Origin of the sequence: Flavobacterium enshiense (assembly GCF_040750275.1) — a bacterium.
Taxonomy (GTDB): Bacteria; Bacteroidota; Bacteroidia; order Flavobacteriales; family Flavobacteriaceae; genus Flavobacterium; species Flavobacterium enshiense_B.
Map to the genome: position 1 here is coordinate 20,074 of NZ_JBDOCV010000018.1, position 23,961 is coordinate 44,034.

At 38.0% G+C, this 23,961-nt stretch carries 24 protein-coding genes; 19 read left to right on the forward strand and 5 right to left on the reverse strand.

Going from position 1 to position 23,961, the window contains the following annotated elements:
* Positions 1 to 194 precede the first annotated feature (194 nt).
* Together ABGT15_RS13610 and ABGT15_RS13615 are read left to right on the forward strand one after the other, a co-directional pair.
* Positions 195 to 1,760: an FMN-binding glutamate synthase family protein gene (locus ABGT15_RS13610; protein WP_367232005.1), complete on the forward strand. Its 1,566-nt coding sequence runs from the start codon at positions 195 to 197 to the stop codon at positions 1,758 to 1,760.
* 7 nt (positions 1,761 to 1,767) lie between these two features.
* Complete coding sequence (locus tag ABGT15_RS13615; RefSeq protein ID WP_367232006.1) at positions 1,768 to 2,157, forward strand: GreA/GreB family elongation factor; 390 nt, start codon at positions 1,768 to 1,770, stop codon at positions 2,155 to 2,157.
* A 42-nt stretch (positions 2,158 to 2,199) separates the two neighbouring features.
* Here the strand turns inward: ABGT15_RS13615 and ABGT15_RS13620 are convergent, their stop codons facing one another.
* From ABGT15_RS13620 to ABGT15_RS13635, 4 genes are all read right to left on the reverse strand, one after another.
* On the reverse strand, positions 2,200 to 2,724 hold the full coding sequence (locus tag ABGT15_RS13620; protein ID WP_367232007.1) for a hypothetical protein: 525 nt from the start codon (positions 2,722 to 2,724) through the stop codon (positions 2,200 to 2,202).
* A 98-nt stretch (positions 2,725 to 2,822) separates the two neighbouring features.
* Positions 2,823 to 3,167: a c-type cytochrome gene (locus tag ABGT15_RS13625; RefSeq protein WP_367232008.1), complete on the reverse strand. Its 345-nt coding sequence runs from the start codon at positions 3,165 to 3,167 to the stop codon at positions 2,823 to 2,825.
* 82 nt (positions 3,168 to 3,249) lie between these two features.
* Entirely contained in the window at positions 3,250 to 4,182 is a 933-nt protein-coding gene (locus ABGT15_RS13630; RefSeq protein ID WP_367232009.1) for a peptidylprolyl isomerase, read from the reverse strand.
* A 70-nt stretch (positions 4,183 to 4,252) separates the two neighbouring features.
* Positions 4,253 to 5,410 (reverse strand): MFS transporter, encoded by a 1,158-nt coding sequence (locus ABGT15_RS13635; protein WP_367232010.1) that lies wholly within the window; start codon positions 5,408 to 5,410, stop codon positions 4,253 to 4,255.
* A 115-nt stretch (positions 5,411 to 5,525) separates the two neighbouring features.
* On the opposite strand from ABGT15_RS13635, the gene ABGT15_RS13640 reads away from it, so the two are divergent.
* From ABGT15_RS13640 to ABGT15_RS13710, 15 genes are all read left to right on the forward strand, one after another.
* Positions 5,526 to 5,984, forward strand: coding sequence for a GNAT family N-acetyltransferase (locus ABGT15_RS13640; RefSeq protein ID WP_367232011.1), 459 nt, complete (start codon positions 5,526 to 5,528; stop codon positions 5,982 to 5,984).
* Between the two features lie 10 nt (positions 5,985 to 5,994).
* Complete coding sequence (locus ABGT15_RS13645) at positions 5,995 to 6,801, forward strand: class I SAM-dependent methyltransferase (protein ID WP_367232032.1); 807 nt, start codon at positions 5,995 to 5,997, stop codon at positions 6,799 to 6,801.
* A gap of 3 nt (positions 6,802 to 6,804) precedes the next feature.
* Entirely contained in the window at positions 6,805 to 7,254 is a 450-nt protein-coding gene (locus ABGT15_RS13650; RefSeq protein ID WP_367232012.1) for a DUF1569 domain-containing protein, read from the forward strand.
* A 75-nt stretch (positions 7,255 to 7,329) separates the two neighbouring features.
* Positions 7,330 to 8,007, forward strand: coding sequence for a tRNA (guanosine(37)-N1)-methyltransferase TrmD (gene trmD, locus ABGT15_RS13655; protein WP_367232013.1), 678 nt, complete (start codon positions 7,330 to 7,332; stop codon positions 8,005 to 8,007).
* Between the two features lie 195 nt (positions 8,008 to 8,202).
* Positions 8,203 to 8,553, forward strand: a complete 351-nt coding sequence (gene rplS / locus ABGT15_RS13660) for a 50S ribosomal protein L19 (protein ID WP_367232014.1) — start codon at positions 8,203 to 8,205, stop codon at positions 8,551 to 8,553.
* 247 nt (positions 8,554 to 8,800) lie between these two features.
* Entirely contained in the window at positions 8,801 to 11,023 is a 2,223-nt protein-coding gene (locus tag ABGT15_RS13665; RefSeq protein WP_367232015.1) for an NADP-dependent isocitrate dehydrogenase, read from the forward strand.
* A 122-nt stretch (positions 11,024 to 11,145) separates the two neighbouring features.
* Positions 11,146 to 13,524 (forward strand): TonB-dependent receptor, encoded by a 2,379-nt coding sequence (locus ABGT15_RS13670; RefSeq protein ID WP_367232017.1) that lies wholly within the window; start codon positions 11,146 to 11,148, stop codon positions 13,522 to 13,524.
* 4 nt (positions 13,525 to 13,528) lie between these two features.
* Positions 13,529 to 14,356, forward strand: a complete 828-nt coding sequence (locus ABGT15_RS13675) for a DUF4249 domain-containing protein (RefSeq protein WP_367232018.1) — start codon at positions 13,529 to 13,531, stop codon at positions 14,354 to 14,356.
* Positions 14,357 to 14,395: 39 nt separating this feature from the next.
* Complete coding sequence (locus ABGT15_RS13680) at positions 14,396 to 15,058, forward strand: thiamine diphosphokinase (RefSeq protein WP_367232019.1); 663 nt, start codon at positions 14,396 to 14,398, stop codon at positions 15,056 to 15,058.
* A gap of 122 nt (positions 15,059 to 15,180) precedes the next feature.
* A complete protein-coding gene (locus ABGT15_RS13685; RefSeq protein ID WP_367232020.1) occupies positions 15,181 to 15,612 on the forward strand; it encodes a thioredoxin family protein in 432 nt (143 codons plus the stop codon).
* A 26-nt stretch (positions 15,613 to 15,638) separates the two neighbouring features.
* Positions 15,639 to 16,532 carry an FAD:protein FMN transferase gene (locus ABGT15_RS13690; protein WP_367232021.1) on the forward strand — a complete coding sequence of 298 codons (894 nt, stop codon included), beginning with the start codon at positions 15,639 to 15,641 and terminating at the stop codon, positions 16,530 to 16,532.
* 17 nt (positions 16,533 to 16,549) lie between these two features.
* Positions 16,550 to 16,756: a DUF4266 domain-containing protein gene (locus ABGT15_RS13695; protein ID WP_367232022.1), complete on the forward strand. Its 207-nt coding sequence runs from the start codon at positions 16,550 to 16,552 to the stop codon at positions 16,754 to 16,756.
* 19 nt (positions 16,757 to 16,775) lie between these two features.
* Entirely contained in the window at positions 16,776 to 18,002 is a 1,227-nt protein-coding gene (locus tag ABGT15_RS13700; protein ID WP_367232023.1) for a DUF3570 domain-containing protein, read from the forward strand.
* A 168-nt stretch (positions 18,003 to 18,170) separates the two neighbouring features.
* Positions 18,171 to 20,159: an excinuclease ABC subunit UvrB gene (gene uvrB / locus ABGT15_RS13705; RefSeq protein WP_367232024.1), complete on the forward strand. Its 1,989-nt coding sequence runs from the start codon at positions 18,171 to 18,173 to the stop codon at positions 20,157 to 20,159.
* A gap of 75 nt (positions 20,160 to 20,234) precedes the next feature.
* Positions 20,235 to 22,409, forward strand: a complete 2,175-nt coding sequence (locus ABGT15_RS13710; RefSeq protein WP_367232025.1) for a prolyl oligopeptidase family serine peptidase — start codon at positions 20,235 to 20,237, stop codon at positions 22,407 to 22,409.
* A 96-nt stretch (positions 22,410 to 22,505) separates the two neighbouring features.
* On the opposite strand, the gene ABGT15_RS13715 is transcribed toward ABGT15_RS13710, so the two are convergent.
* Complete coding sequence (locus tag ABGT15_RS13715) at positions 22,506 to 22,973, reverse strand: TerB family tellurite resistance protein (protein ID WP_367232033.1); 468 nt, start codon at positions 22,971 to 22,973, stop codon at positions 22,506 to 22,508.
* A gap of 9 nt (positions 22,974 to 22,982) precedes the next feature.
* Here ABGT15_RS13715 and ABGT15_RS13720 point away from each other — a divergent pair, with 9 nt between their 5' ends.
* Positions 22,983 to 23,399: a DUF1456 family protein gene (locus tag ABGT15_RS13720; protein WP_367232034.1), complete on the forward strand. Its 417-nt coding sequence runs from the start codon at positions 22,983 to 22,985 to the stop codon at positions 23,397 to 23,399.
* A gap of 12 nt (positions 23,400 to 23,411) precedes the next feature.
* Complete coding sequence (locus ABGT15_RS13725; RefSeq protein WP_367232026.1) at positions 23,412 to 23,948, forward strand: DUF4269 domain-containing protein; 537 nt, start codon at positions 23,412 to 23,414, stop codon at positions 23,946 to 23,948.
* The last annotated feature ends 13 nt before the right edge of the window (positions 23,949 to 23,961 follow it).

Consider the following 23,961-nt stretch of genomic DNA (forward strand, 5'->3'; position numbering starts at 1 on the left):
CATACATAATTACAACTGCTTACAGAAAATGTAGGCTAACTGTGCTGTTTTCACACAACAAGGCCTTCATCAATTAGGCCTCCGTCTAACTTTATATATTTTTCTAGGACGGAGGATTTCTTTATTACAATCCAAAATTTATTTTTCTAACAAAGCGGCTTCAGTTTGAGGTTCGCTCCCTTACATTTATAATTATGTCATTAAAAAAAGTTTTTGACAAACTTGTGGCGCGCCAGATTATCTGGTTCATCGCGGTAACTTTTTTAGTAATTGCTTCGGTTGCTGTATTTTTCCATAAAGAATATTTCACGTTTCTGATAGCACCTTTGGTTATCATTTCAATTGTGGCACTCGACAATATACAAACCAAGCACACACTATTAAAAAACTATCCATTTATAGGTAGGCTACGGTATTTTTTCGAATCGATTCGGCCGGAATTCCGTCAGTATTTCTTTGAAGGCGAATTGGATGGAAAACCTTTTAACCGAAGACAACGTTCTATTGTTTATCAACGGGCGAAGAACGAAAAACAAACCATTTCCTTTGGTATGCAGGACGACCCGAACCGGATTGGGTATGAATGGGCCGCACATTCTGTGTATCCGAAAAAAGCTGATAAAAACCATTTCAGGACCGTTATCGGAAACGAACAATGTACACAACCTTACAATGCCAGCATTTACAACATTAGCGCAATGAGTTATGGTGCTTTAAGCAAAACGGCTGTAACCTCCTTAAACAAAGGCGCACAATTGGGAAATTTTGCACATAACACCGGAGAAGGCGGTATCAGCGAGTATCATTTACAAGGTGGTGATTTAATCTGGCAAATCGGAACAGGCTATTTTGGCTGCCGAAATGAAGAAGGCAATTTTTCGGACAAGCTTTTCTCTGAAAGAGCCAATTATCCACAAGTAAAAATGATTGAACTAAAACTTTCCCAAGGCGCCAAACCAGGACACGGCGGCTTGCTTCCGGCAGAAAAAAATACGGAGGAAATTGCTAAAATCAGAAGTATTAAACCGCATACTGCCGTGCATTCGCCATCAGCACACACCGCATTTACAGACGCGGAAGGCTTGCTGTTGTTTTTGGAAAAACTCCGCAAATTATCCAAAGGAAAGCCAGTAGGGTTCAAAATCTGTATTGGCCGAAAAGATGAGTTTATTGAAATTGTAGAGGCTATGTTTACTACAGGAATTTATCCGGATTTCATAACCATCGACGGTGCAGAAGGCGGAACCGGTGCCGCACCTTTGGAATTTATCGACTACATGGGCATGGCTCTTTCGGATGCAATTGTTTTTGTAAATCGGACTTTGACGCAATTTGGTCTTCGGAAACATATTAAGATCATGGCATCTGGAAAGATCATTTCGGCCTTTGATATAGCCAAGGCTATGGCTTTGGGTGCCGATGCGTGTTACAGCGCCCGTGGTATGATGTTCGCATTAGGTTGTATTCAGGCATTACAATGTGACAGTGGTAAATGTCCCGTCGGCATCGCAACACAAAACAAATCCTTATACAAAGGCTTAGATATTACAGATAAAAGTCTTCGGGTGGCAAACTTCCATAAAAACACGTTGAAAGCATTGACTGAATTTATCGGAGCTTGTGGTTTTACCAATCCTAAAGAAATAAAACCGGATGCTTTTTTCAGGAGAACAGCACACAATTCAAACCAGAGTCTTTCGGAAATCTATTTTTCCAATACTGCTCAAAATTCTAAAAAAGAATCTATTAACTTAAATTAATATGTGTATGAAACCTATTCCAACATTCTCAAAAACTGAGCATCAATTATTACGGGAATTAGCCAAGAAAAACATTAACACGTCAAATTCTAAAGACATTATGCTTTTAAATGAAGAACTCGATCGTGGAATTGTTTTAAAAGACAATACCGAAAGTAACAATTTTATCCGCTTAAATTCACAGGTTACCGTTGAAGATCTTTCTGCGAAACGAAAAGTCACGTTTCAAATAGTATTGCCTTCGATGGCCAATGTAAGGGAAAACAAAATTTCGATTTTAGCGCCTTTGAGTATCGCGATCATTGGTTTTAGAGAAGAAGATCAGATTGATTGGGAATTACCGGCCGGAACCAAAACTTTCAAAGTCATTTCCGTTAAAAATGAAACGAACAATTAACTTTTCATAAAAAAACACCTCATCTGTAATGACGGTGTTTTTTTATTTATTTTTCTCCAGCACTATATCGATAGGCCGGTTTTGCTTTTTACCAAACTGAACCGCTTTTTCGCTTTGGCTGGCACACAAAACATACATATTAAAAGCATAAAGCTGAACCAACTGTGTTCTGTATTTTTTACTCGGATCTTCCACTTTCAGACGAAAATCATCGGCCGGAAAAGTGTTCGCAACAGACAACAGGTAATTGTCTTTGGCATAAGGAAAAAACCAACGGGCTTTAGGATTTTCCGCAGTTATTTTATCTCCTTTTTCATCTATCTGATAATTTAAGCTAAATAATAACGGCTTGTTACTTTCTTTCCAACTGTATAGATTGTTGATATTTATAATATCATTTCCCAAACTATCCACCACTGTAATTTTCAGTCCTTTTATAGTTTCTTTTTTTCCGTTTTCGTGTACATCTAAAACCAGATAAGACGTAAAATCGTAGCCACAATGCATCGCATTAATCTGAGCATTTGCAGAAGAAACCAAAAACAGTAAAAAAAACAAATAGCGCATGAAAATAGATTTGCTTCAAAAATACAAAAGCTGACTACATAAAAAAAGAAAATCCCAAAAACCTAAGCCTCTGGGATTTAACAATACTATAATTTCGATTACATTTGAGCTGTCAGATAATTGTAAACACTGGCTGTTTCTTCATCTGAAATTTTTGCTTTTTTCTGCATTCTTTCTAAAATTGGTTTCCATTCCGTTGCAGAATGACTTGAAGGCTCGAACAATTTGTGACATTTTGCACAGTTGTTCTCATAAACCTTTTTCCCGTGAAGCTGGTTTTCCGTTAACATAACAGCAGCTTCCGCTTCTTGTTTCACAACTTCTTTCTGAACAACAGTTTCCTTCACTGCATCTTCTTTCTTTTCCGTTTGCACCACTTGTTTTGAAGCACAGGAATAAATAAACAGGGAAGCAATTGCTACTCCAAATACATTAAATTTCATAGTTTCATTGGTTTTAGATTGTAAATCTAATAAAAAAAGCTCTCTAAAAAAGAGAGCCTCATTATTTTAAGAATATTTTGAATTATTTCACATCCATCAATTCAACATCGAAAATCAAGGTAGCATCCGGCGGAATCACACCACCTGCACCACGAGAACCGTATCCTAAATAAGATGGAATCACGAAACGTGCCTTATCTCCAACTTGCAACAAAGCAATACCTTCGTCCCAACCTTCGATAACATGCCCTTTTCCTAATGGGAATTCTATAGGTTGTTTTCTTTTGTATGACGAATCGAAAACCATTCCGTTATCAAGTGAACCTTGGTAATGAACCGAAACAGTTTTACCTTTTTCCGCTTGCTTACCACTTCCTTTTTGAATGATTTGGTAACGCAAACCGCTGTCAGTCTTCTGGAAACCTGCTGCTAATTTCTCTAAAGCTTCTTCAGCCAGACGCTTTTGTTCTGCTAAACGCTTTTCTCTTGAACCTTCGAAAGTTCTGAAAGCTTCTACAGCATTCCATTTTTCAGCTTCTGCACCTACTCTAACGATTTCTAAAGAATCAATCATATCGCCTTGAGCAATAGCATCCACTACATCTTGTCCCTCAACCACATGACCGAAAACAGTGTGCTTTCCGTCTAACCATGAAGTTTCAACATGTGTAATGAAAAACTGAGAACCGTTTGTACCTGGTCCTGCATTTGCCATAGATAAAACACCTGGTCCGTTGTGTCTTAATTCCGGGTGGAACTCATCATCAAATTTATATCCGGCATCGCCAGTTCCTGTTCCTAACGGACAACCTCCCTGAATCATGAAATCAGGAATTACTCTATGGAATTTCAATCCGTCGTAGTATGGCTTTCCTTGTGGTTTTACATCGTTTTCTAATTTCCCTTCAGCTAAACCAACAAAGTTTCCAACTGTTCCCGGGGTTTTATCATGAGTTAATTTCACCAAAATCACACCTTTTGAGGTATTGAATTTTGCGTAAATTCCGTCTTGCATCGTATTTTAATTTAAATTTTGAATTGCAAATATAAGGCTATTTTGTGAATTTTTATTTCCTTTTCAAATACTACTTCTGCTTATAGGTAGCAAGATAAACCACTATTGAAGCTATGGAAAGAACTACACCACCTATCGAAAAAAATTCCCACTTCCCGATAGCCCAAAGCCATAATCCGAAAGCTGAACCTAAAGCCGTCCCCAAGAAACTGAAAGACATATAAACCGTATTCATCCGGTTTCTTGCTTCAGGTAAAAGAGCATATACACGCGTTTGATTTGAAATGTGAACCGATTGCAGTCCGACATCAATAAACACGATGCCGATTAATATACCGACAACACTTTCCGAAGAAAAATAAAAAATCACAAAGCTCAACAGTAAAAACAAAAGCCCGTAGCCAATTACTTTTCTCGGATTACCCTTATCACCCATTTTCCCAACCAACGGAGCGGCCAAAGCACCGGAAGCTCCTACTATTCCAAACAATCCAATGGTAGCACTGTTAAAATTAAAAGGTTCTCCCGAAAGTAATAGCACCATCGTTGTCCAAAAAGCTCCGAACTGGGCAAAACTCAGCGCATTAATAAGCGTTGCTTCTCTCAACATAGGTTGTTCCCTAATCAGTGTGAACAATGATAACAAAAGCTGACCATAAGTCCCTTTAAAATCCGGTTTATTGATTGGAAACTTTCTTTGAATGATTAAAGCAATCAGCAAACACAACCCCGCCGCAATCCAAAACATGCCACGCCATCCTAACCATTCACCGATAAAACCACTAATTGTACGGGATAACAAAATTCCTAACAACAAACCACTCATGATGGTTCCAATTACTTTTCCTCTTTGTTCGGGAGAAGCCATAGTTGCAGATAACGGTAGAATCAACTGAGGAACAATCGATGAAGCTCCAATTAGAAAACTCGCAATCTGAAGCATTACAAAACTTTTAGCGGTTGCTGCCATGAACAATGCCAAAACAGCAGCAAAAGTAGTTACCAATATTTGCTTCTTACGCTCTAACTTGTCACCAAGCGGTACCATAAAAAACATACCAACTGCATAACCTGCCTGGGTTAAATAGGTTACACGCCCGGCTATATTTTCAGCAATGGAAAATTCTTTGGCAATTAAAACAATAAGAGGCTGACAATAATATAAGTTCGCTACAATAAGGCCTGTACAGATGGCCATAAAGCCAACATCGGTTCTGGATAAATTCATGGCGTAAAATTACTAGGGAGCAGTCTTAATTAAATCATAAATATTTTTGAAAATTATCACAAGGCTAACAGCATTTGATGTAATACAAGTATCTTTGTTAGGAAGTAAAATCATCATGGAACCAAGAATCATTACTTATCAACCGCAATACAAGCAAGACTTTATCGATTTGAACACTGCCTGGCTGGAAGAATATTTTTTTGTGGAAAAGCACGACAAAGATGTTTTTGAAAATGTGGAAGACATTATCCTAAAACCGGGCGGCGAAATTTTCTTCTGTTTAATCGATAACGAAGTGGTTGGAACCGTTGCGATGCAAAAAGTAAACGATTCGGTAATTGAAATGGCAAAACTGGCCGTCGACAAAAAACATCAGGGAAAAAAACTTGGCAATTTACTGGTGGAAACCTGTATTGCTTTCGCCAAAGAACATCACTACCAAACGCTCATGCTCGTTTCGAGTACCAAGTTGGATGCGGCCCTGAACCTGTACCGGAAATATGGTTTTACAGAAACACCGTTAGATGAAACCGATTATCATCGTGCAGATATCCAAATGGAATTGTATCTTTAAAGAAAAAAACATGGAAATCCCGAAAGATTATCTCGATATAAATAAAGCTACCTGGAATCAGAAAACCACGGTTCATGTTGCTTCCGATTTTTATGACATGGAAAGTTTCCTCAACGGAAAATCAACATTAAACGACATTGAACTTTCTTTGTTAGGTGATGTTTCCGGCAAGCGAATCCTTCACCTGCAATGCCATTTTGGACAGGACACGATTTCATTGGCCCGATTGGGCGCAAGTACTACCGGTGTGGATTTATCCGATGCCGCTATTGATAAAGCAAAAGAGTTAGCCACACAATTAAATGCCGATGCAACGTTTATTTGTTCCGATGTTTACGATTTGCCAAATCATCTTAACGAAGAATTTGACATCGTTTTTACCAGCTACGGCACCATTGGCTGGCTTCCCGATTTAGACAAATGGGCCGCAGTAGTTGCTCGATTCTTAAAACCGGGCGGAAAATTTATTTTTGCTGAATTCCATCCTTTGGTCTGGATGTTCGATTACGATTTTAAAGAAATAGGATACAGTTATTTCAATACCGAACCGATTATTGAAGTCGAAGAAGGAACCTATGCCGACAAAAATGCCCCGATTGCAAACAAAACTGTAAGCTGGAACCATCCTTTATCTGAAGTTTTTTCGGCTTTGCTTAAAAACAATCTGGAAATTACTTCATTTGAGGAATTCGATTATTCACCTTATAATTGTTTTAATAACATTGAAGAATTTGAACCGAATAAATTCAGAGTTAAACATCTGGAAAATAAAATTCCGATGGTTTATTCGTTAACCGCAATCAAAAAACCGCAATAATTCATGGAAAGTTTATTTACGCCACAAGGCAATCAAAACATTATCGACCGAATTAATAAATTACAGCCCACCACTTTATCCCAATGGGGAAAAATGACTGTGGATCAAATGATGTCACACTGCATTGGACCTCTTGATGTAGTGTTTGGAAATCTTCACTTAAAAATGAATCCGATTATGGCATTTTTAGGAAGAACCATCATCCGAAAAAAAGTTATAGGACCGAAACCTTTCCAAAAAGACAGTCCGACTGCTCCGGCATTTATCCGAACCGGTCATTATGACTTCGAGGCTACAAGAACCGAATTGATCGAAAAAGTAAAAAAGTTCCAAGAAGGTCCACAAGTCATCAAAACCAACAAACATCCGTTCTTCGGCCCGATGACTAATGAAGAATGGGATAACATTCAATGGAAACATTTAGACCATCATTTGAGACAGTTTGGAGTATAAACAGTCTGTAGTAGCAGTGTTCAGTTTGCAGATACTTAATGACTTTATATCTTTGCAACTTTATAACTGAGAAATATGCGCATTGACATCATTACCGTTTTACCGGATTTAATCCGAAGCCCATTTGAAGCCTCCATCCTGAAAAGAGCCATTGCCAAAGGTTTGGTGGAAGTTCATATGCACAACCTTCGTGATTACAGCACCAACAAACACAAAAATGTAGACGATTACCAATTTGGTGGTGGTGCCGGTATGGTGATGAGTATCGAACCGATTGATGCCTGTATTTCTAAACTGAAAAGCGAGCGCGACTACGACGAAGTAATTTACATGACTCCGGACGGCGCCACTTTGAACCAACAAATGGCCAATTCAATGTCGCTTTTAAAGAACATCATTATTCTTTGCGGGCATTATAAAGGTGTAGACCAACGAGTTCGGGACCAGTTTATCACCAAAGAAATTTCTATTGGCGATTATGTCTTGTCCGGTGGTGAATTGGGTGCAGCTGTTTTATGTGATGCAATTATCCGATTGATTCCCGGAGTTTTGAGTAATGAAACATCCGCTTTAACGGATAGTTTTCAGGACAATTTACTTTCCCCGCCAATTTATACTAGACCTGCAGAATACAAAGGCTGGAAAGTTCCCGACATTTTATTAAGCGGAAACACACCGGAAATTGAAAAATGGCGCGAAAACATGGCATATGAACATACTAAAACCCGTAGACCGGATTTGTTAGACGAATAAAAAAGTCGCAATTTTCAGTCACAGTTAACAGAATTTATCAACAAAAAAACTCCCTGAAAAGGCGACTGCTGCTGAAAACTTTCCAAAGAAGTTTGTAATTTAAAATAAAATACGTAATTTCGCAGCCACATTCAGCCCAACCTCTGACGATAACCGTGCATGTTGCTCTGATTCAAACATTTAATATAAAAGATCATGTCAAGTTTATTAAAATTTGTTCAAGACGAATTCGTAACTAAAAAAGATTTCCCTGATTTCGCAGCTGGTGATACTATCACAGTTTACTACGAAATTAAAGAGGGTGAAAAAACAAGAACTCAGTTCTTCAAAGGAGTTGTTATCCAAAGAAGAGGTGCTGGTGTGACTGAAACTTTCACTATCCGTAAAATGTCTGGTGCTGTTGGTGTAGAGCGTATCTTCCCAGTAAACATGCCTGCTTTACAGAAAATTGAATTAAACCAAAGAGGTAAAGTTCGTAGAGCTCGTATCTTCTACTTCAGAGAACTTACTGGTAAAAAAGCAAAAATCAAAGAAAGAAGAAGATAATTCCCTTTCTGACGTTTATAAAATCAGCCTCGATAACCTCGGGGCTTTTTTTATGCAAAAAATCTACCGCTAAATTATCATTTTGATAAATTAAAACTCCCAAAATAACAATCTCATAATTCGTTCATTTCCCGAGATTTTCCCCTCAGCTTTTCGGACTGTTTTTCTTATATTTGCTACGCTTTTTTTAAGCATCTTTCAACAAATCCTTTTAAAAACACAGCTATAGCATTTAAAATTCATCCAAATGGCACAAAAATCAAAAATCCATTACACTTTGACTGACGAGGCTCCAATGTTAGCCACGCATTCATTTTTACCAATTGTACAAGCTTTTACAGCGCCTACCAACATCGATATCGAATTAAGAGACATCTCTTTAGCAGGACGTATTTTAGCTAACTTTCCTGAATTTTTAAAAGACGACCAAAAAATTGGTGATGCCTTAACGGAACTTGGTCAATTGGCCACAACCCCGGAAGCGAACATCATCAAATTACCAAATATCTCCGCTTCTGTAATACAGTTAAAAGAAGCAATTGCAGAATTACAATCACATGGTTTTGCAGTTCCTAACTTCCCGGAAGAACCTCAAAACGATGAGGAGAAAAACATCAAAGCGAAATATTCCAAAGTATTGGGATCTGCAGTTAACCCTGTTTTACGTGAAGGAAACTCCGACCGTCGCGCACCGAAAGCCGTTAAAAACTATGCTAAAGCAAACCCTCACAGAATGGGCGCTTGGGCTACCGACAGCAAAACAAACGTAGCACACATGACTGCGGGTGATTTCTACGGAACTGAAACTTCTACAACAGTTGGAAGCGAAGGCAAATTCAGAATTGTTTTCGCCGGAACTGACGGTTCAACCCAAGTTTTAAAAGATTTCTCAGGATTAAAAGCCGGTGAAGTGATTGATAGTTCTGTAATGAACTTAAACGCTTTAAGACAATTTGTGGCTGCAACTATCGCAGATGCAAAAGCTAAAAACGTAATGCTTTCGGCTCATTTAAAAGCTACAATGATGAAAGTTTCCGACCCTATTATTTTCGGAGCTATCGTTGAGACTTTCTTTGCAGATGTTTATACAAAATATGCAGATGTATTCAAATCGTTAGATATTAACGCCAATAACGGTTTACAAGATTTATATAACAAAATTGCAGGAATTCCTCAAGAAGCAGAAATCAAACAAGCTATTACTGATGCGTTAGCGAACGGACCAAGGATAGCGATGGTAAATTCTGATAAAGGAATCACCAACTTCCACGTTTCTTCAGACGTTATTGTTGACGCTTCCATGGCAGCTTTAGCTCGTAGTGGTGGTAAAATGTGGAACAAAGAAGGAAAAGAAGAAGACACCATCTGTATTATTCCGGATCGTTCGTATGCTGGTTTCTACCAGGCGGTTATCGACGACATGAGAAAGAATGGTGCTTTAGATCCAAAAACTATGGGATCGGTTCCAAACGTTGGATTGATGGCGCAAAAAGCGGAAGAGTACGGTTCACACGACAAAACCTTCCAAATGACCGCTGCCGGAACAGTAAAAGTAGAAGACGAAAACGGAAACGTATTGTTATCGCAAAATGTTGAAGCGGGTGACATCTTCAGAATGTGTCAAACCAAAGACGCTCCAATTCAGGATTGGGTTAAATTAGCGGTGAACAGAGCGCGTTTGTCTGATACGCCAGCAATTTTCTGGTTAGACAAAGACAGAGCACACGATAGAGAAATCATCAAAAAAGTAGAAAAATACTTAAAAGATTTTGACACGACAGGTTTAGACATCCGCATCATGGACGTAAAAGACGCGATGACGGAAACCTTAAGAAGAATCCGCGAAGGAAAAGATACTATTTCTGTTTCCGGAAACGTATTGCGTGACTATTTAACCGATTTATTCCCGATTTTAGAATTAGGAACTTCGGCTAAAATGTTGTCTATCGTTCCATTGATGAATGGTGGTGGCTTATTTGAAACCGGTGCTGGTGGATCGGCTCCAAAACACGTTGAGCAATTTACAGAAGAAGGTTATTTACGTTGGGATTCACTAGGGGAATTCTTAGCGTTACAGGCATCTTTAGAACATTTGGCGCAAACGCAGAACAATCCAAAATCACAGGTTTTAGCCGATACTTTAGACGAAGCGAATGCTAAATTCTTAGCTACCGATAAATCTCCGGCGCGTAAAGTTGGGGAAATCGACAACAGAGGTTCACACTTCTACTTGGCTTTATATTGGGCTCAAGCCTTGGCAAACCAAACGAAAGATGCGGAATTACAAGCTAAATTCGCTCCAATCGCAGCAGAATTAACTGCAAACGAAGCTAAAATCGACGCAGAATTAATTGCCGCACAAGGAAAAGAGCAAAACATTGGTGGCTACTACCAACCTTCTGCAACTGCTACGACTAACGCTATGCGTCCAAGTACAACTTTCAATACAATTTTGGCAAAATTATCATAACAGAATAACTGTTTTTTCACAAAAAGACGACTCCTCAGAGTCGTCTTTTTTTATTAACCCATTCTTAACAGTTTTTCGCTACAAAAAAAACGACATTTACAGCTGTCAAAATAAAAAACACGATGATAATCTGGAACAAAACCGTTTCATGCCTTCTGCTGTTCATTTTCAGCTTTACTCTTCAGGCTCAGGATAAATTGACACTCAGTGGCTTCGTTACTGATGCAAAGAACAACGAAACCCTCATTGGGGTAACTGTCTACATTCCGGAGCTAAAGATTGGGACAAACACCAATGAATACGGATTCTATTCCATTTCATTACCCAAAGGTGAGTATCTGGTTCAGTACAAATACGTCAGCTATAACGGTATAGAAGAAAGAATAAACCTATTCGAAAACATAAAGAAAAATATTGCTCTAACAGAAAACACACAGGAACTGGAGGAAGTGCTGATTGTGGAAAACCGAAAGAAAGTCGATATCCGAAAACCGGAAATGAGTGTTAACAAGCTTACGATAGCAGAAATAAAAAAAATGCCCGTAATTTTAGGTGAAACCGATGTCTTGAAATCGATTCTTCAGCTTCCCGGAGTGACTAATGCCGGAGAAGGTCAATCCGGATTTAATGTTCGAGGTGGTGCGGCCGATCAGAATTTGATTTTATTAGACGAGGCTACCATCTACAATTCTTCACACCTTTTCGGATTCTTTTCTGTTTTCAATTCGGACGCAATTAAAGATTTAAAGTTGTATAAAGGCGGAATCCCAGCGCGTTTTGGCGGACGCGTGGCTTCTGTTTTAGACATTTACCAGAAAGAAGGCAACAGCAACGACTTTCACATAAATGGCGGTATTGGCTTAATTTCCAGCAGATTGTTAGCTGAAGGCCCCATCGTAAAAAACAAAGGGTCATTTCTTGTAGCGGGAAGAAGTTCGTATGCGCATTTATTTTTAAAACTTACCGACAACGACAACTCGGCTTATTTTTATGATTTAAACACCAAATTGAGTTATAAACTCAATGAGAGCAACAGTATATTCGTTTCAGGTTATTTCGGTCGTGACGTTTTCAATATTAACGACAATTTTAAGAATACCTACGGGAATTCCGTTTTAAACCTGCGTTGGAATCATTTGTTTTCAGATAAATTATTCTCCAACATGTCCTTTATTTACAGTGATTACTATTATGGTTTAACATTGGATTTTGTAGGGTTTAATTGGGACAGCGGCATCCGAAATTACAACTTCAAATACGATTTAAAACATTATTTATCAGATAAATTCAAATTAGCTTACGGACTAAATACCGTTTATTACGATTTCAATCCAGGCACCATAGAACCGACCGATTCCAAATCAGGCATCAATCCGGATCAACTGGATAAAAAATACGCTTTTGAACCCTCCTTCTACCTTGAGGCAGAACAGCAACTTTCCGATAAATTTTCTGTGAATTACGGTTTGCGCTACAGCATGTTTTACCGATTGGGAAGTCAGGAGATCAACACCTATGCCAACAATCAAGCCGTAGTTTGGAACAATAATCTGAAAATTTATGAAAAAGCCACACCAACCGGAACGGAAAAATTCGGTAAAAACGAAACAATGGCCAATTTTAATAATTTGGAACCTCGTTTGGCCGTTGCATATACTTTAGACGACAACCAATCAATAAAAGCGAGTTACAATCGCATGGCGCAATACCTGCACCTGATTTCCAATACGGCTTCTCCTACTCCATTGGATGTTTGGACACCGAGCGATAAATTCATCAAACCTCAATTGTTGGATCAGGTGGCTATAGGGTATTTCAAAAACTTCAGCAAAGACAAGTATTCTTTGGAAATTGAAACATTCTATAAAAAAGTAAAAAACCGAATTGATTATATTGACGGAGCCGATTTAATCGCCAATAACGCTATCGAACAGGTAGTTTTAAACGGTCGTGCCCGAGCATACGGCCTGGAAGTGTTACTGCGTAAAAACACAGGGAATCTGAGCGGTTGGATTTCCTATACTCTTTCCAGAGCAGAACAGCAAACTCCCGGAAGAACATCGGATGAATACGGAATCAATAACGGAAACTGGTATAAATCCGGTTATGATAAAACACACAATCTGTCGGTAACCGGTTTATATAAACTCAATGAAAAATGGTCATTTGGTTCGATATTCACGTTACAAAGCGGACAACCGGTTACCTTTCCCAATGGATATTACGTTTATCAGGGCATTCAGATTCCAAGTTATGAAAACCGTAACGAAAACAGACTGCCAACCTACCATCACCTTGATGTTTCCGCAACCTTAACGCCCAGGAAAAATAAAAACCGTAAATGGCAAAGTGAATGGGTTTTCAGCATCTATAACGTATATAACCGTATGAATACTGCTTCCATTACCTTCCGACAAAATTCAGACACCGGAAATAATGAAGCTGTCCGATTGTCTATTTTCGGAGCTGTTCCGAGTGTAACTTACAACTTCAAATTTTAATGCGATGAAAAAAATAATTCAAAACACGTTCCTTTTAATCTTCGTTTTCTCAGTTCTGAGTTGTGAAAAGGTCGTTGATGCTGATTTAGACACTGCCGCTCCAAGACTGGTGGTTGACGCATCCATTCAATGGATTAAAAATACTTCGGGAAATGAACAAAAAATAAAACTGACCACTACTACAGCCTATTACAACACTACTGTCCCGGCAGTATCAGGCGCCACTGTTTTCATTACCAACAGTTCAAATGTGGTTTTTAATTTTCCCGAATCCGGTACTGCTGGAGAATATGTATGCAATGATTTTCAACCGGTTATTGGTGAAACATATACTTTAAAAGTAATACATAACGGTCAAACCTTTATCGCAACCGAAGTAATGACTGGGGTTCCTGATATCGAAGATACCATCGAACAAAACAACGAAGGTGGATTTACGGGTGACGAAATCGAAATCAAGTTTTTTTATCAGGACAATGGTTTAGAAGATAATTTTTACATGATTAGTTTCAAGCCCGATTACAAACCTTTTCCGGATTATGATGTCCTGGAAGACCGCTTCTTTCAAGGCAACCAAATGTTCGGTCTGTATTCCGACGAAGATTTAGCGCCCGGCAATCTCATTAACATCAAACTCTATGGAATATCACGTCAATATTACAATTATATGAGTGTCCTGTTGGCTCTTGGCGGAAGCAATGGCGGAAGTCCGTTCCAATCACCACCGGCAACAGTTCGTGGAAACATAATTAATCCGACAAATGAAAATAATTATGCTTTGGGATATTTTAACTTATCAGAAGTAGATACGACAGACTATTCTGTTCAATAATAATTTATACTTTTACACGAGCATAGAAAAGATCATAATATGTCTTCACATCACATAGTTCGCGACGATCAGGAACCCGCCTTAATCATTGCCAACGGAGCCGAATGCAGTAACGAGTTGTTGGGACAATTATTAGAATGGTCTCCTTTAGTAGTTGTTCTGGATTCCGCTATCGAACGTGTCCTGAATTTAGACATTAAGATTGATGTACTTTTAGGCGATTTCGACCGAGGTTTTGATGCAGAATACTATCGCGAAAAACAATACCCAATTGAAATCGTACACGCTCCGGATCAGGACAAAACCGATCTGGAAAAAGCCTTCGACTATCTGATTGAAAAAGGTCATAAAGCCGTAAACGTAGTTTGGGCAACCGGAAAACGTGCCGATCATACCATCACTAATATCACTAACATTGTTCGCTACCGTGATCATCTGAAAATTGTTATCCTGGATGATCATTCCAAAATCTTTCTTTTGCCAAAACATTTTCAAAAATGGTATACTAAAAACAGTATTATTTCCCTAATCCCCATTGGCAAGGTAAGTGGTATTCATTCTGAGAATTTGTTCTATTCTTTAAAAGACGACAGCCTAACTATTGGCTACAGAACCGGAAGCAGTAATCATGCTTCAGAAGATGGTATCGTATCCATAACCCACGAAGAAGGCGACTTAATCTTAATCGAATCTTTAGATTAGCCCCATTTTTATTCCGTTTTAACTCCCTACATTTACATTATCAGTAATCAACACAAAATGAAGACATTACAATATCTTCAAAAAAAAATGGATTGCTTTTATAACAACAAAAATGGATCACCATGAAAATGAAAATTGTAGGCTTCTTGTTGTTTCTTTCACTGGCTGTTTCAGCACAGGAAATGAAAAAATTAACTTTTAACCAATCGCTCGAAAAAGCACAAACTGAAAACAAAAATGTACTGTTGTATTTTTCCGGTTCTGATTGGTGTGCCCCTTGTGTAAAATTCAAAAAACACTTTGTAAATACCGATTTATTTCTACAGTACAGCAGTGAAAACCTTATATTATTCAATGCGGATTTTCCACGTTTAAAGAAAAATCAGCTTCCTGAAAACCAGGCAGTTGAAAATGAAAAACTTGCAGAAAAATACAACAACAAAGGGATATTTCCTTTAATCCTGCTATTGAACAGCAAAGGGGAAATTCTAAAAAAATGGGAACAATACCCTGCCGAAACGCTTGAAAATTTCATTGCAAATCTCAAAGGATAATGCTGCAAAAAAGGATTGAAAAATTAATGGGAAACCGTTTCGAGTTCACCGTTTTGGGGCCCGATGAAAAATGGTGTGCCGAAAAAATCAATTTGGCTATTGAAGAAATCCGCCGGATTGAAAAACTGCTCACGACTTTTTCAACGGAAAGTATTACTTATGAAATCAATAAAAACGCAGGCATCAAACCGATAAAAGTTCCTGATGAAGTTTTTAGCCTGATACAACGCTGTCAGATGATTTCCAAGATTACCCAAGGCGCTTTCGACATCAGTTACGGGGGCATCGATAAAAAATTCTGGAATTTCGATGTTAACATGACTGCTCTTCCTGATGCGGAAGACGCTAAAAAATCAGTGGCATTGATTAATTATGAAAACATCATCCTTGATGAAACTGAAAAAACGATCTATTTGAAAAAAAAAGGAATGCGCATCGGATTTGGCGGTATCGGAAAAGGATATGCCGCTGAAATGGCCAAGAAAAAACTCATTGAAAACGGCGTGGAAAGTGGCATCGTGAATGCTTCCGGGGATTTATCGGCTTGGGGCTATCAGGAAAACGGTGAACCTTGGACCATCGGAATTGCCAATCCAAATTTGCGGAATGATATTTTCTCTACGTTCAAAATTACCAACACTGCTGTAGCTACTTCAGGAAACTATGAAAAATTCGTAATGATTGATGGAAAACGGTATTCCCACACCATCGATCCGAAAACGGGCTTTCCGGTAAGCGGTATAAAAAGTGTAACCATCATAGCCGAAAACGCAGAAATTGCCGACGCATTAGCCACACCAGTGACCGTGATGGGCATCGAAGTCGGATTGGATTTTATCAATCAATTAAAAAATATCGGATGCATCATTATTGATGATAACGACACTAAATATTTCTCCCATAACATAAAACTCACTTAACCTCAAAATTAATAATCATGAAAAGAATTGTATTTGTATCCGCACTTGTGCTGAGTGTCGGATGTAAACCGGTTAAGGAATATCAGAAATCCAAAGTGAATGATTCTGATATGGCTTTGTCTGCCAAAAAAACGGAAAAATTTGAAAACACCTTCCAATTGTACCGTGAAGGAAGTTCCGGAGCTAATGGCGGCAAAACCGGCGGTGGCTGTGGTTGTAATTAACATGCTATAAGAAAGAATTATGAAACGAAAGATATTTGCCGCATCAATACTGGCCTTTCTGTTCGAAAACAACATGAAAGCCCAAGACAACACTTCAACGGACAGCTCAGCATATAAAAAGCAGAAACTGAAAATTGAAGAAGTGAATTTCATTTCCAGTTATTACTCTCAGGATGGAAACAATTCTGCTGTAACCGGCGGACAAGGGACTGAAAAATTAACAGATTTGGCCACTACGTTTGAAATTAAAGTGTCCAAAAGAGACAAAAACAATCACAAGCATAATTTTGGATTTGAAATAGGGATTGATTCGTATACTTCGGCTTCTTCGGATAAAATTGACCCAAATACGGTTTCATCAGCTTCGTATAAAGACGTTCGTGTGTATCCGTCAATAAACTACAGCTTTGAAAACGAAGAAAAGAATTTCATCCTTAACGGAGGACTTTCCTTTTCTGCGGAATTCGATTATACCTCCATTGGTGGAAACTTCGGCTTCACAAAAATCTCGAAAGACAAAAATCGGGAATTTTCAGCCAAAGCAATGGCCTTTTTCGATACCTGGAAAGTGATTTTACCCATTGAACTGCGAAATACACCTTCTGACAACGATGCCAATCACGGCGATACCAAACCCAGGACTTCTTACAACTTAGGTTTAACGCTTTCACAAGTGATCAACAAAGATTTCCAGATGGCTTTCATGACCGATTTAGGTTATCAGCAAGGCTTATTAGCAACGAAATTCAATCGGGTATATTTTAATGATGCTCTCGATATTGTCAATGCTACCGTGAAGTCTGAAAAATTACCCGACACCCGTTTTAAAGTTCCGGTTGGTGTGAGGGCAAACTATTTTCTGGGGGACAACATTGTGTTAAGGTCATTTTACCGATACTATTGGGATAATTGGGGCATCAATTCCCACACATTTAGCTTTGAGCCAAGTTATAAGCTATCCGCTTTTTCATCAATTTCAATACCGTATCGTTTTTACACGCAAAGTGCAGCCGATTATTTCCAACCGATATTTTTACACGGATTGGAAGAGGAATACTATACCAGCGATTACGATTTGTCCAAGTTCAGCAGTCATATGATTGGGCTCGGCTATAAAATCACCGATGCTGATAAAGGTATTTTCCATATAAAAAGAATCAACAGTCTGGAATTGCGTTATGGCTTTTACTCACGAGATAACGGATTGGATTCTCATATTGTAACTTTGGCCCTCCGATTTAAATAATCGACTCCATAAACTTAACTTAACCACTTTAAATACTGCAATACATAGAAATCCTTTTTTAAGAAAACTGTGTAATTGCAGTATTTTTTTATCCATGATTGCAAAGCTTCACAACGCTATTTTTTTGCATTGCAATTGCTTATCTTTGCAGCTAAGTTACTTTTTAACATGAAATTCCAAGTCGTATCCGATTACAAACCCATGGGTGACCAGCCGCAAGCCATCAAAAAATTGGCAAACGGCATTATCAATGAAGAAAAGTACCAGACGCTTTTGGGGGTAACCGGTTCAGGAAAGACATTTACAGTAGCCAATGTAATTCAGGAAGTACAACGACCGACTTTGGTTCTGGCGCACAACAAAACATTGGCAGCCCAGTTGTATTCAGAGTTCAAACAATTTTTTCCGAACAATTCCGTACAATACTTCGTTTCTTATTACGACTATTACCAACCCGAAGCTTTTATTCCGGTAACCGGAACGTATATTGAAAAAGATTTATCCATTAATGATGAATTGGAAAAATTGCGTTTAAGCACCACTTCTGCCCTGCTTTCAGGACGTCGTGATGTGTTGGTGGTAGCTTCCGTTTCCTGTTTGTACGGTATTGGAAACCCGGTGGAATTCCAGAAAAACGTGATTTCCATTGAACGTGACCAGACGATTTCCCGTACCAAATTATTACACCGTTTAGTACAGAGTTTGTATTCGAGAACCGAAGGCGAATTTACACCCGGAACTTTCCGAATTAAAGGCGATACCGTGGAAATTTTTCCAAGTTATGCTGATGAACCGTTCCGCCTGCATTTCTTTGGGGATGATATCGAAGAAATTGAAGCCTTCGACGCCAAAACGGCTCAGGTAATTGAAAAATACGAAAAACTGACCATTTATCCGGCCAATATGTTCGTGACTTCGCCGGATGTGTTGCAAAATGCGATTTGGGAAATTCAGCAGGATTTGGTGAAACAAGTCGACTATTTTAAAGAAATTGGAAAACATCTGGAAGCCAAACGTTTGGAAGAACGCACGAATTTCGATTTGGAAATGATTCGCGAATTGGGCTATTGTTCCGGAATTGAAAATTACTCAAGATATTTGGATGGTAGACAACCAGGCACACGACCGTTCTGTTTGTTAGATTATTTTCCAGATGATTATTTAATGGTAGTGGATGAAAGTCACGTGACCATTTCTCAGGTGCATGCCATGTACGGAGGCGACCGTTCCAGAAAGGAAAATTTGGTGGAATATGGTTTCCGATTACCAGCCGCGATGGACAATAGACCGTTAAAATTTGAAGAATTTGAAAGTTTACAGAATCAGGTGATTTATGTTTCGGCTACTCCTGCAGATTATGAATTACAGAAATCGGAAGGTATTTATGTGGAACAAGTAATTCGACCGACCGGATTGCTGGATCCAATCATTGAAATTCGTCCGAGCCAGAATCAGATTGATGATTTAATCGAAGAAATACAATTGCGCTGCGAAGCTGACGAACGTGTTTTGGTTACGACATTAACCAAACGTATGGCGGAAGAACTGACCAAATACCTAACCAAAGTTGCCATTCGTTGCCGCTACATTCATTCTGATGTGGATACTTTAGAGCGCGTGGAAATCATGCAGGATTTGAGAAAAGGAATTTTCGATGTTTTAATCGGAGTAAATCTTTTACGAGAAGGTTTAGATTTACCGGAAGTTTCGCTGGTTGCCATTTTGGATGCAGACAAAGAAGGTTTTCTAAGAAGCCACCGATCGCTTACCCAAACGGTTGGTCGTGCAGCTCGTAATGTAAACGGGAAAGCCATCATGTATGCTGATAAAATTACAGCTTCGATGCAAAAAACCATTGACGAAACCCTATACCGTCGCGAAAAACAAATGAATTACAACAAGGCAAACAACTTAGTTCCAAAAGCCTTGAATAAGAGTTTGGGAAATGCTTTAGCGGGCAATTCCGTATCTACGCAATATTTTGAAAACCAAGCCTTAAAAGCCGCTGAACCAGAAAGTTTGTACTTATCCAAACCGGAAATCGAAAAGAAAATCAGGGAATTGCGCAAATCGATGGAAAAAGCCGCAAAAGATTTGGATTTTATGCAGGCTGCTAAATTGCGTGATGAGATAAAACACTTACAAGAAAAAATATAACTATCTAATTTTCAATTATTTTTAATATCTTTATTCCACTCAAATCTACCTAGTTTTTAATTAAATCATCTGAATATGAAAACTAGTTTGTTGTTTCTCGCTTTAAATTCCTATTCTTTACTGTTCTCACAAATTAAACCAGCACCGGCTGAAGAAATTGTAATCAAAGACACGTATCACAACGTTACGCTTGAGGATCCCTATCGCTACATGGAAAATCTAAAAGATTCCAAAGTAACCGATTGGTTAAGAAGTAATGCTGATTATGCAAGAAAACAACTCAACGAAATTCCCGAAAGACAAAACATAATAAAAAAACTTCGAGAATACGATACTCGAAAAGGATATGAAGTTTACTCTGTTAAAATAACAGAAAATGATGTTTATTTCTATTTAAAAAGAAACGCGGACGAAGAAAACGGAAGTATATACTATAGAAATGGATACAACGGAACTGAAAAATTACTTTTCAATCCCAAAAATTTCAAAAAAGAGAATGGAAAAAATTATGATATAAGCGATATTTATCCAGACAAAAAAGGAAACAAAATTGCTTTTAAAATTGCTGCCAACGGCTCCGAAACTCCTGAATTACTTATAATTGATACCCAAGGAAAATTATATCCAGAAATCATTGACAAAGTTGGTAATGGTTATGTTTCCTGGCTACCGGATCAAAATTCATTTACTTACAGACGGTTTAATTCTTCTGATGTAACCGATGTTAATCGAAAAAAAAACTCCAAAGTATTGTATCATAAACTAGGTGATGACCCTAAAAATGATATTGCAATTTTTTCAAATTCAACCAATCCGGAACTCAACATTTCTCCTGATGAACAACCACACAACTATTATCACAAAAATTCAAACAAATACTATGGTGAGGTAACCACTGTTGCAAAAAATATTATTTTATACAATTCCGCTTTAAAAGAAAACTTTAAACCAGAAAAATGGTTCCTTTTGGCTTCAAAAAATGATGAAGTAGCCGATTATAATTTTAGCAAGGATTTCATTTATTATCTAACCTATAAAAATGCCCCTAATTATAAAATAACTAAAGCCCCTATTTCAAATCCTGCAGTTAGCAATGCAACTACTGTGATTGATGAACCCAAAAATGGTAATATTACTAATTTTAGAATCACAAATGAAGGACTGTATTATTCCGTTATAGAAAATGGAATTCAGGCTAAAGTATATTTTCTGGCTGATGGTAAAACTTCCCCAATTGAACTACAACTTCCTTTTCAGGCCGGAACAGCAAAATTATCAACTATTGATGAGAAACGTAAAGAAATATGGATAACCATTTCAGGATGGACATCGCCAGAAAGACGCTATTTATACGAATCAGAATCTAATAAATTCATCCCACAGGATTTAAACAAAGTCATCGATTTTCCAGAATTTAAAGATGTAGTCTCAAAAGAAATTATGATTCCTTCTCATGATGGCGTGATGGTTCCGGTGTCAATTATTTATGATAAAAAAACAAATCTAAATGGCAATAATCCAGTGCTTATGGTTGGTTACGGCGCTTATGAAATAGCTTTAAACCCAGCGTTCGTTCCCGATTATATTTTAAATTACACTACCTATGGTGGTATTTTTGTTGTTTCGCATGTTAGAGGCGGTGGCGAATTGGGAGATAAATGGCACAAAGCCGGATATAAAACGACCAAACCCAACACTTGGAAAGATTTTATAGCAACCGCGGAATACCTAGTGAAAGAGAAAATCTCATCTCCTGAAAAAATTGCAATTTGTGGCGGTAGTGCCGGTGGAATTTTAGTAGGTCGCGCCATGACAGAAAGACCTGATTTATTTGCCGCTGCAATACCCGAAGTTGGTGCTATGAACACTGTTCGCATGGAAATTACCCCAAATGGCCCTGTTAATATTCCTGAATTCGGCACTGTAAAAGATGAAACAGAATTTAAGGCTTTACTCGAGATGGATTCCTATCATCATATTAAAAAAGGAACAAAATACCCGGCAACTTTAGTCACAGCCGGCTTTAATGACTCAAGAGTAATAGCCTGGCAACCTGCAAAATTTGCTGCGAAACTTCAAAATGCAAATGCTTCTGACAAACCTATACTTCTTTATACTGACTTCAAAGCAGGACACGGAATAGGAGATGGTAAATCAACATTTTTTGAATCCGTTGCCGATATGCATACTTTTGCGCTACAACACACTGGCCACCCTAAATTTCAGCCTTTAAAAAAAATTAAAGACTAACAAAAACAGTTATAGTTATAGTCAAAACCAATATCATTACGGTTGCCATAGTATATCAAAAAAGACGGAATTGCTTCCGTCTTTTTTGATATTATTTTAATTATGCTGTTCCATAAAAGCACATAATAAAAATTCCGGTTCCACCATTCGGTCTGGTGATTGTGCCATTGCTTTCAGTGTTTTTTTAATCCCCATTGGGTTTAGTCCCATGGTGATGCCAATCTCGTTTATTGCTTTAATTTCACGTTCATGCTGAACATCATCACAATGCATCAATAACGCTAAGCGGTAAAATTGCATGATGCGGTGAAGCTCGTCTTTAATAACTTTAACGGAATCGCGCTTACCAAACAGTTCCAAAAAAACCGCTTTAGGTATATCCAGCTCTTGCGCCACAATCCAAAGAAAATCGTACTCTCTGTCGTGTAATTCTCCATCAACTACAGCAAAAGCTATCATTTCGGAAAGTAGGCTTATTTTTTCTTCGTACGTATCCATCGAATTATTTTTTGCTAAAATAAAACTAAATTCCCAATCCTGAAAACAGTATCTTTGTTTAAGAATTTACAGGCTATGAACAACAACGATATTTTAAAAAAATTACGTGTTGCGCTTCAATTGCGTGACGAACAGATTGTGGAGATTTTAGAATTGGTGGATTTTCGAATTTCAAAAGGCGAATTGGGCAACTTTTTCCGCAATGAAGATCACCCAAAATACATGGATTGCGGGGATCAGGTATTACGTAACTTTCTTAACGGGTTGGTTCTTCACTTACGCGGAACGAAAGAAAATCCTAAAAACCCGATGGATGTTTTAAAAGGCCATAAAGCCGAAGCGCAAAAAAACGATACAGAAAAAGCGAAAACAGCTAACGAAAAACCAAAAAATACTTTTAAAAAACCTGCCGGAAAAGGGAAACCTGCTCCTAAAAAAGAACCTGTTGTTCAGAATGTTAAATTCAAAAACGGAAAGAATAAGAAATCTTAATTACGAATTCTTTTGAGCAAATTTGATACCCTGGACTATTTAGCCTTTGGAAATCCATTACAGCAAAAAAGCTATGAAGTTTTAACCAGGTTTGCAGTATTTGATGCGCTTATTCCTTTTTCCCCTATACTTGTAGGCACTATTCCCATTGACATTGCTATTGAAAACAGTGATTTGGATATTGCTTGTTTTTGGACTAATAAAAATGATTTCATTAAAACAGTAACATCCAGCTTTTCGCACCATTTAAATTTTACGATTTCTGAAACTATCATAAATCAAAACGAAACTGTGTTGGCCAACTTTTTTATTGATAGATTTGAAGTCGAAATCTTCGGACAGAATGTTCCGGTTAAAGAACAAATGGGCTATCGTCATATGCTAATCGAAGCAAAGATTTTGAAGGAGAATGACGAAAACTTCAAAAATGAGATTATTCGCTTAAAACAGAACGGCATAAAAACCGAACCTGCTTTTGCACGTTTGCTGAACCTGAAAGGTGATCCGTACTTAGCATTACTTGATTATTTTAAACTGAAAAAGTCATAATCAATTAAACATA

Bases quoted from the DNA above. Each gene is read 5' to 3' on its own strand.
- ABGT15_RS13620 (WP_367232007.1), bottom strand. From the start codon at position 2,724: ATGCGCTATTTGTTTTTTTTACTGTTTTTGGTTTCTTCTGCAAATGCT.
- ABGT15_RS13615 (WP_367232006.1), top strand. From the start codon at position 1,768: ATGAAACCTATTCCAACATTCTCAAAAACTGAGCATCAATTATTACGG.
- uvrB (WP_367232024.1), top strand. From the start codon at position 18,171: ATGAAATTCCAAGTCGTATCCGATTACAAACCCATGGGTGACCAGCCG.
- ABGT15_RS13720 (WP_367232034.1), top strand. From the start codon at position 22,983: ATGAACAACAACGATATTTTAAAAAAATTACGTGTTGCGCTTCAATTG.
- ABGT15_RS13650 (WP_367232012.1), top strand. From the start codon at position 6,805: ATGGAAAGTTTATTTACGCCACAAGGCAATCAAAACATTATCGACCGA.
- ABGT15_RS13645 (WP_367232032.1), top strand. From the start codon at position 5,995: ATGGAAATCCCGAAAGATTATCTCGATATAAATAAAGCTACCTGGAAT.
- rplS (WP_367232014.1), top strand. From the start codon at position 8,203: ATGTCAAGTTTATTAAAATTTGTTCAAGACGAATTCGTAACTAAAAAA.
- ABGT15_RS13625 (WP_367232008.1), bottom strand. From the start codon at position 3,167: ATGAAATTTAATGTATTTGGAGTAGCAATTGCTTCCCTGTTTATTTAT.
- ABGT15_RS13630 (WP_367232009.1), bottom strand. From the start codon at position 4,182: ATGCAAGACGGAATTTACGCAAAATTCAATACCTCAAAAGGTGTGATT.
- ABGT15_RS13640 (WP_367232011.1), top strand. From the start codon at position 5,526: ATGGAACCAAGAATCATTACTTATCAACCGCAATACAAGCAAGACTTT.
- ABGT15_RS13700 (WP_367232023.1), top strand. From the start codon at position 16,776: ATGAAACGAAAGATATTTGCCGCATCAATACTGGCCTTTCTGTTCGAA.
- ABGT15_RS13665 (WP_367232015.1), top strand. From the start codon at position 8,801: ATGGCACAAAAATCAAAAATCCATTACACTTTGACTGACGAGGCTCCA.
- ABGT15_RS13685 (WP_367232020.1), top strand. From the start codon at position 15,181: ATGAAAATGAAAATTGTAGGCTTCTTGTTGTTTCTTTCACTGGCTGTT.
- ABGT15_RS13635 (WP_367232010.1), bottom strand. From the start codon at position 5,410: ATGAATTTATCCAGAACCGATGTTGGCTTTATGGCCATCTGTACAGGC.
- ABGT15_RS13670 (WP_367232017.1), top strand. From the start codon at position 11,146: ATGATAATCTGGAACAAAACCGTTTCATGCCTTCTGCTGTTCATTTTC.
- ABGT15_RS13610 (WP_367232005.1), top strand. From the start codon at position 195: ATGTCATTAAAAAAAGTTTTTGACAAACTTGTGGCGCGCCAGATTATC.
- ABGT15_RS13695 (WP_367232022.1), top strand. From the start codon at position 16,550: ATGAAAAGAATTGTATTTGTATCCGCACTTGTGCTGAGTGTCGGATGT.
- ABGT15_RS13690 (WP_367232021.1), top strand. From the start codon at position 15,639: ATGGGAAACCGTTTCGAGTTCACCGTTTTGGGGCCCGATGAAAAATGG.
- trmD (WP_367232013.1), top strand. From the start codon at position 7,330: ATGCGCATTGACATCATTACCGTTTTACCGGATTTAATCCGAAGCCCA.
- ABGT15_RS13675 (WP_367232018.1), top strand. From the start codon at position 13,529: ATGAAAAAAATAATTCAAAACACGTTCCTTTTAATCTTCGTTTTCTCA.
- ABGT15_RS13680 (WP_367232019.1), top strand. From the start codon at position 14,396: ATGTCTTCACATCACATAGTTCGCGACGATCAGGAACCCGCCTTAATC.
- ABGT15_RS13710 (WP_367232025.1), top strand. From the start codon at position 20,235: ATGAAAACTAGTTTGTTGTTTCTCGCTTTAAATTCCTATTCTTTACTG.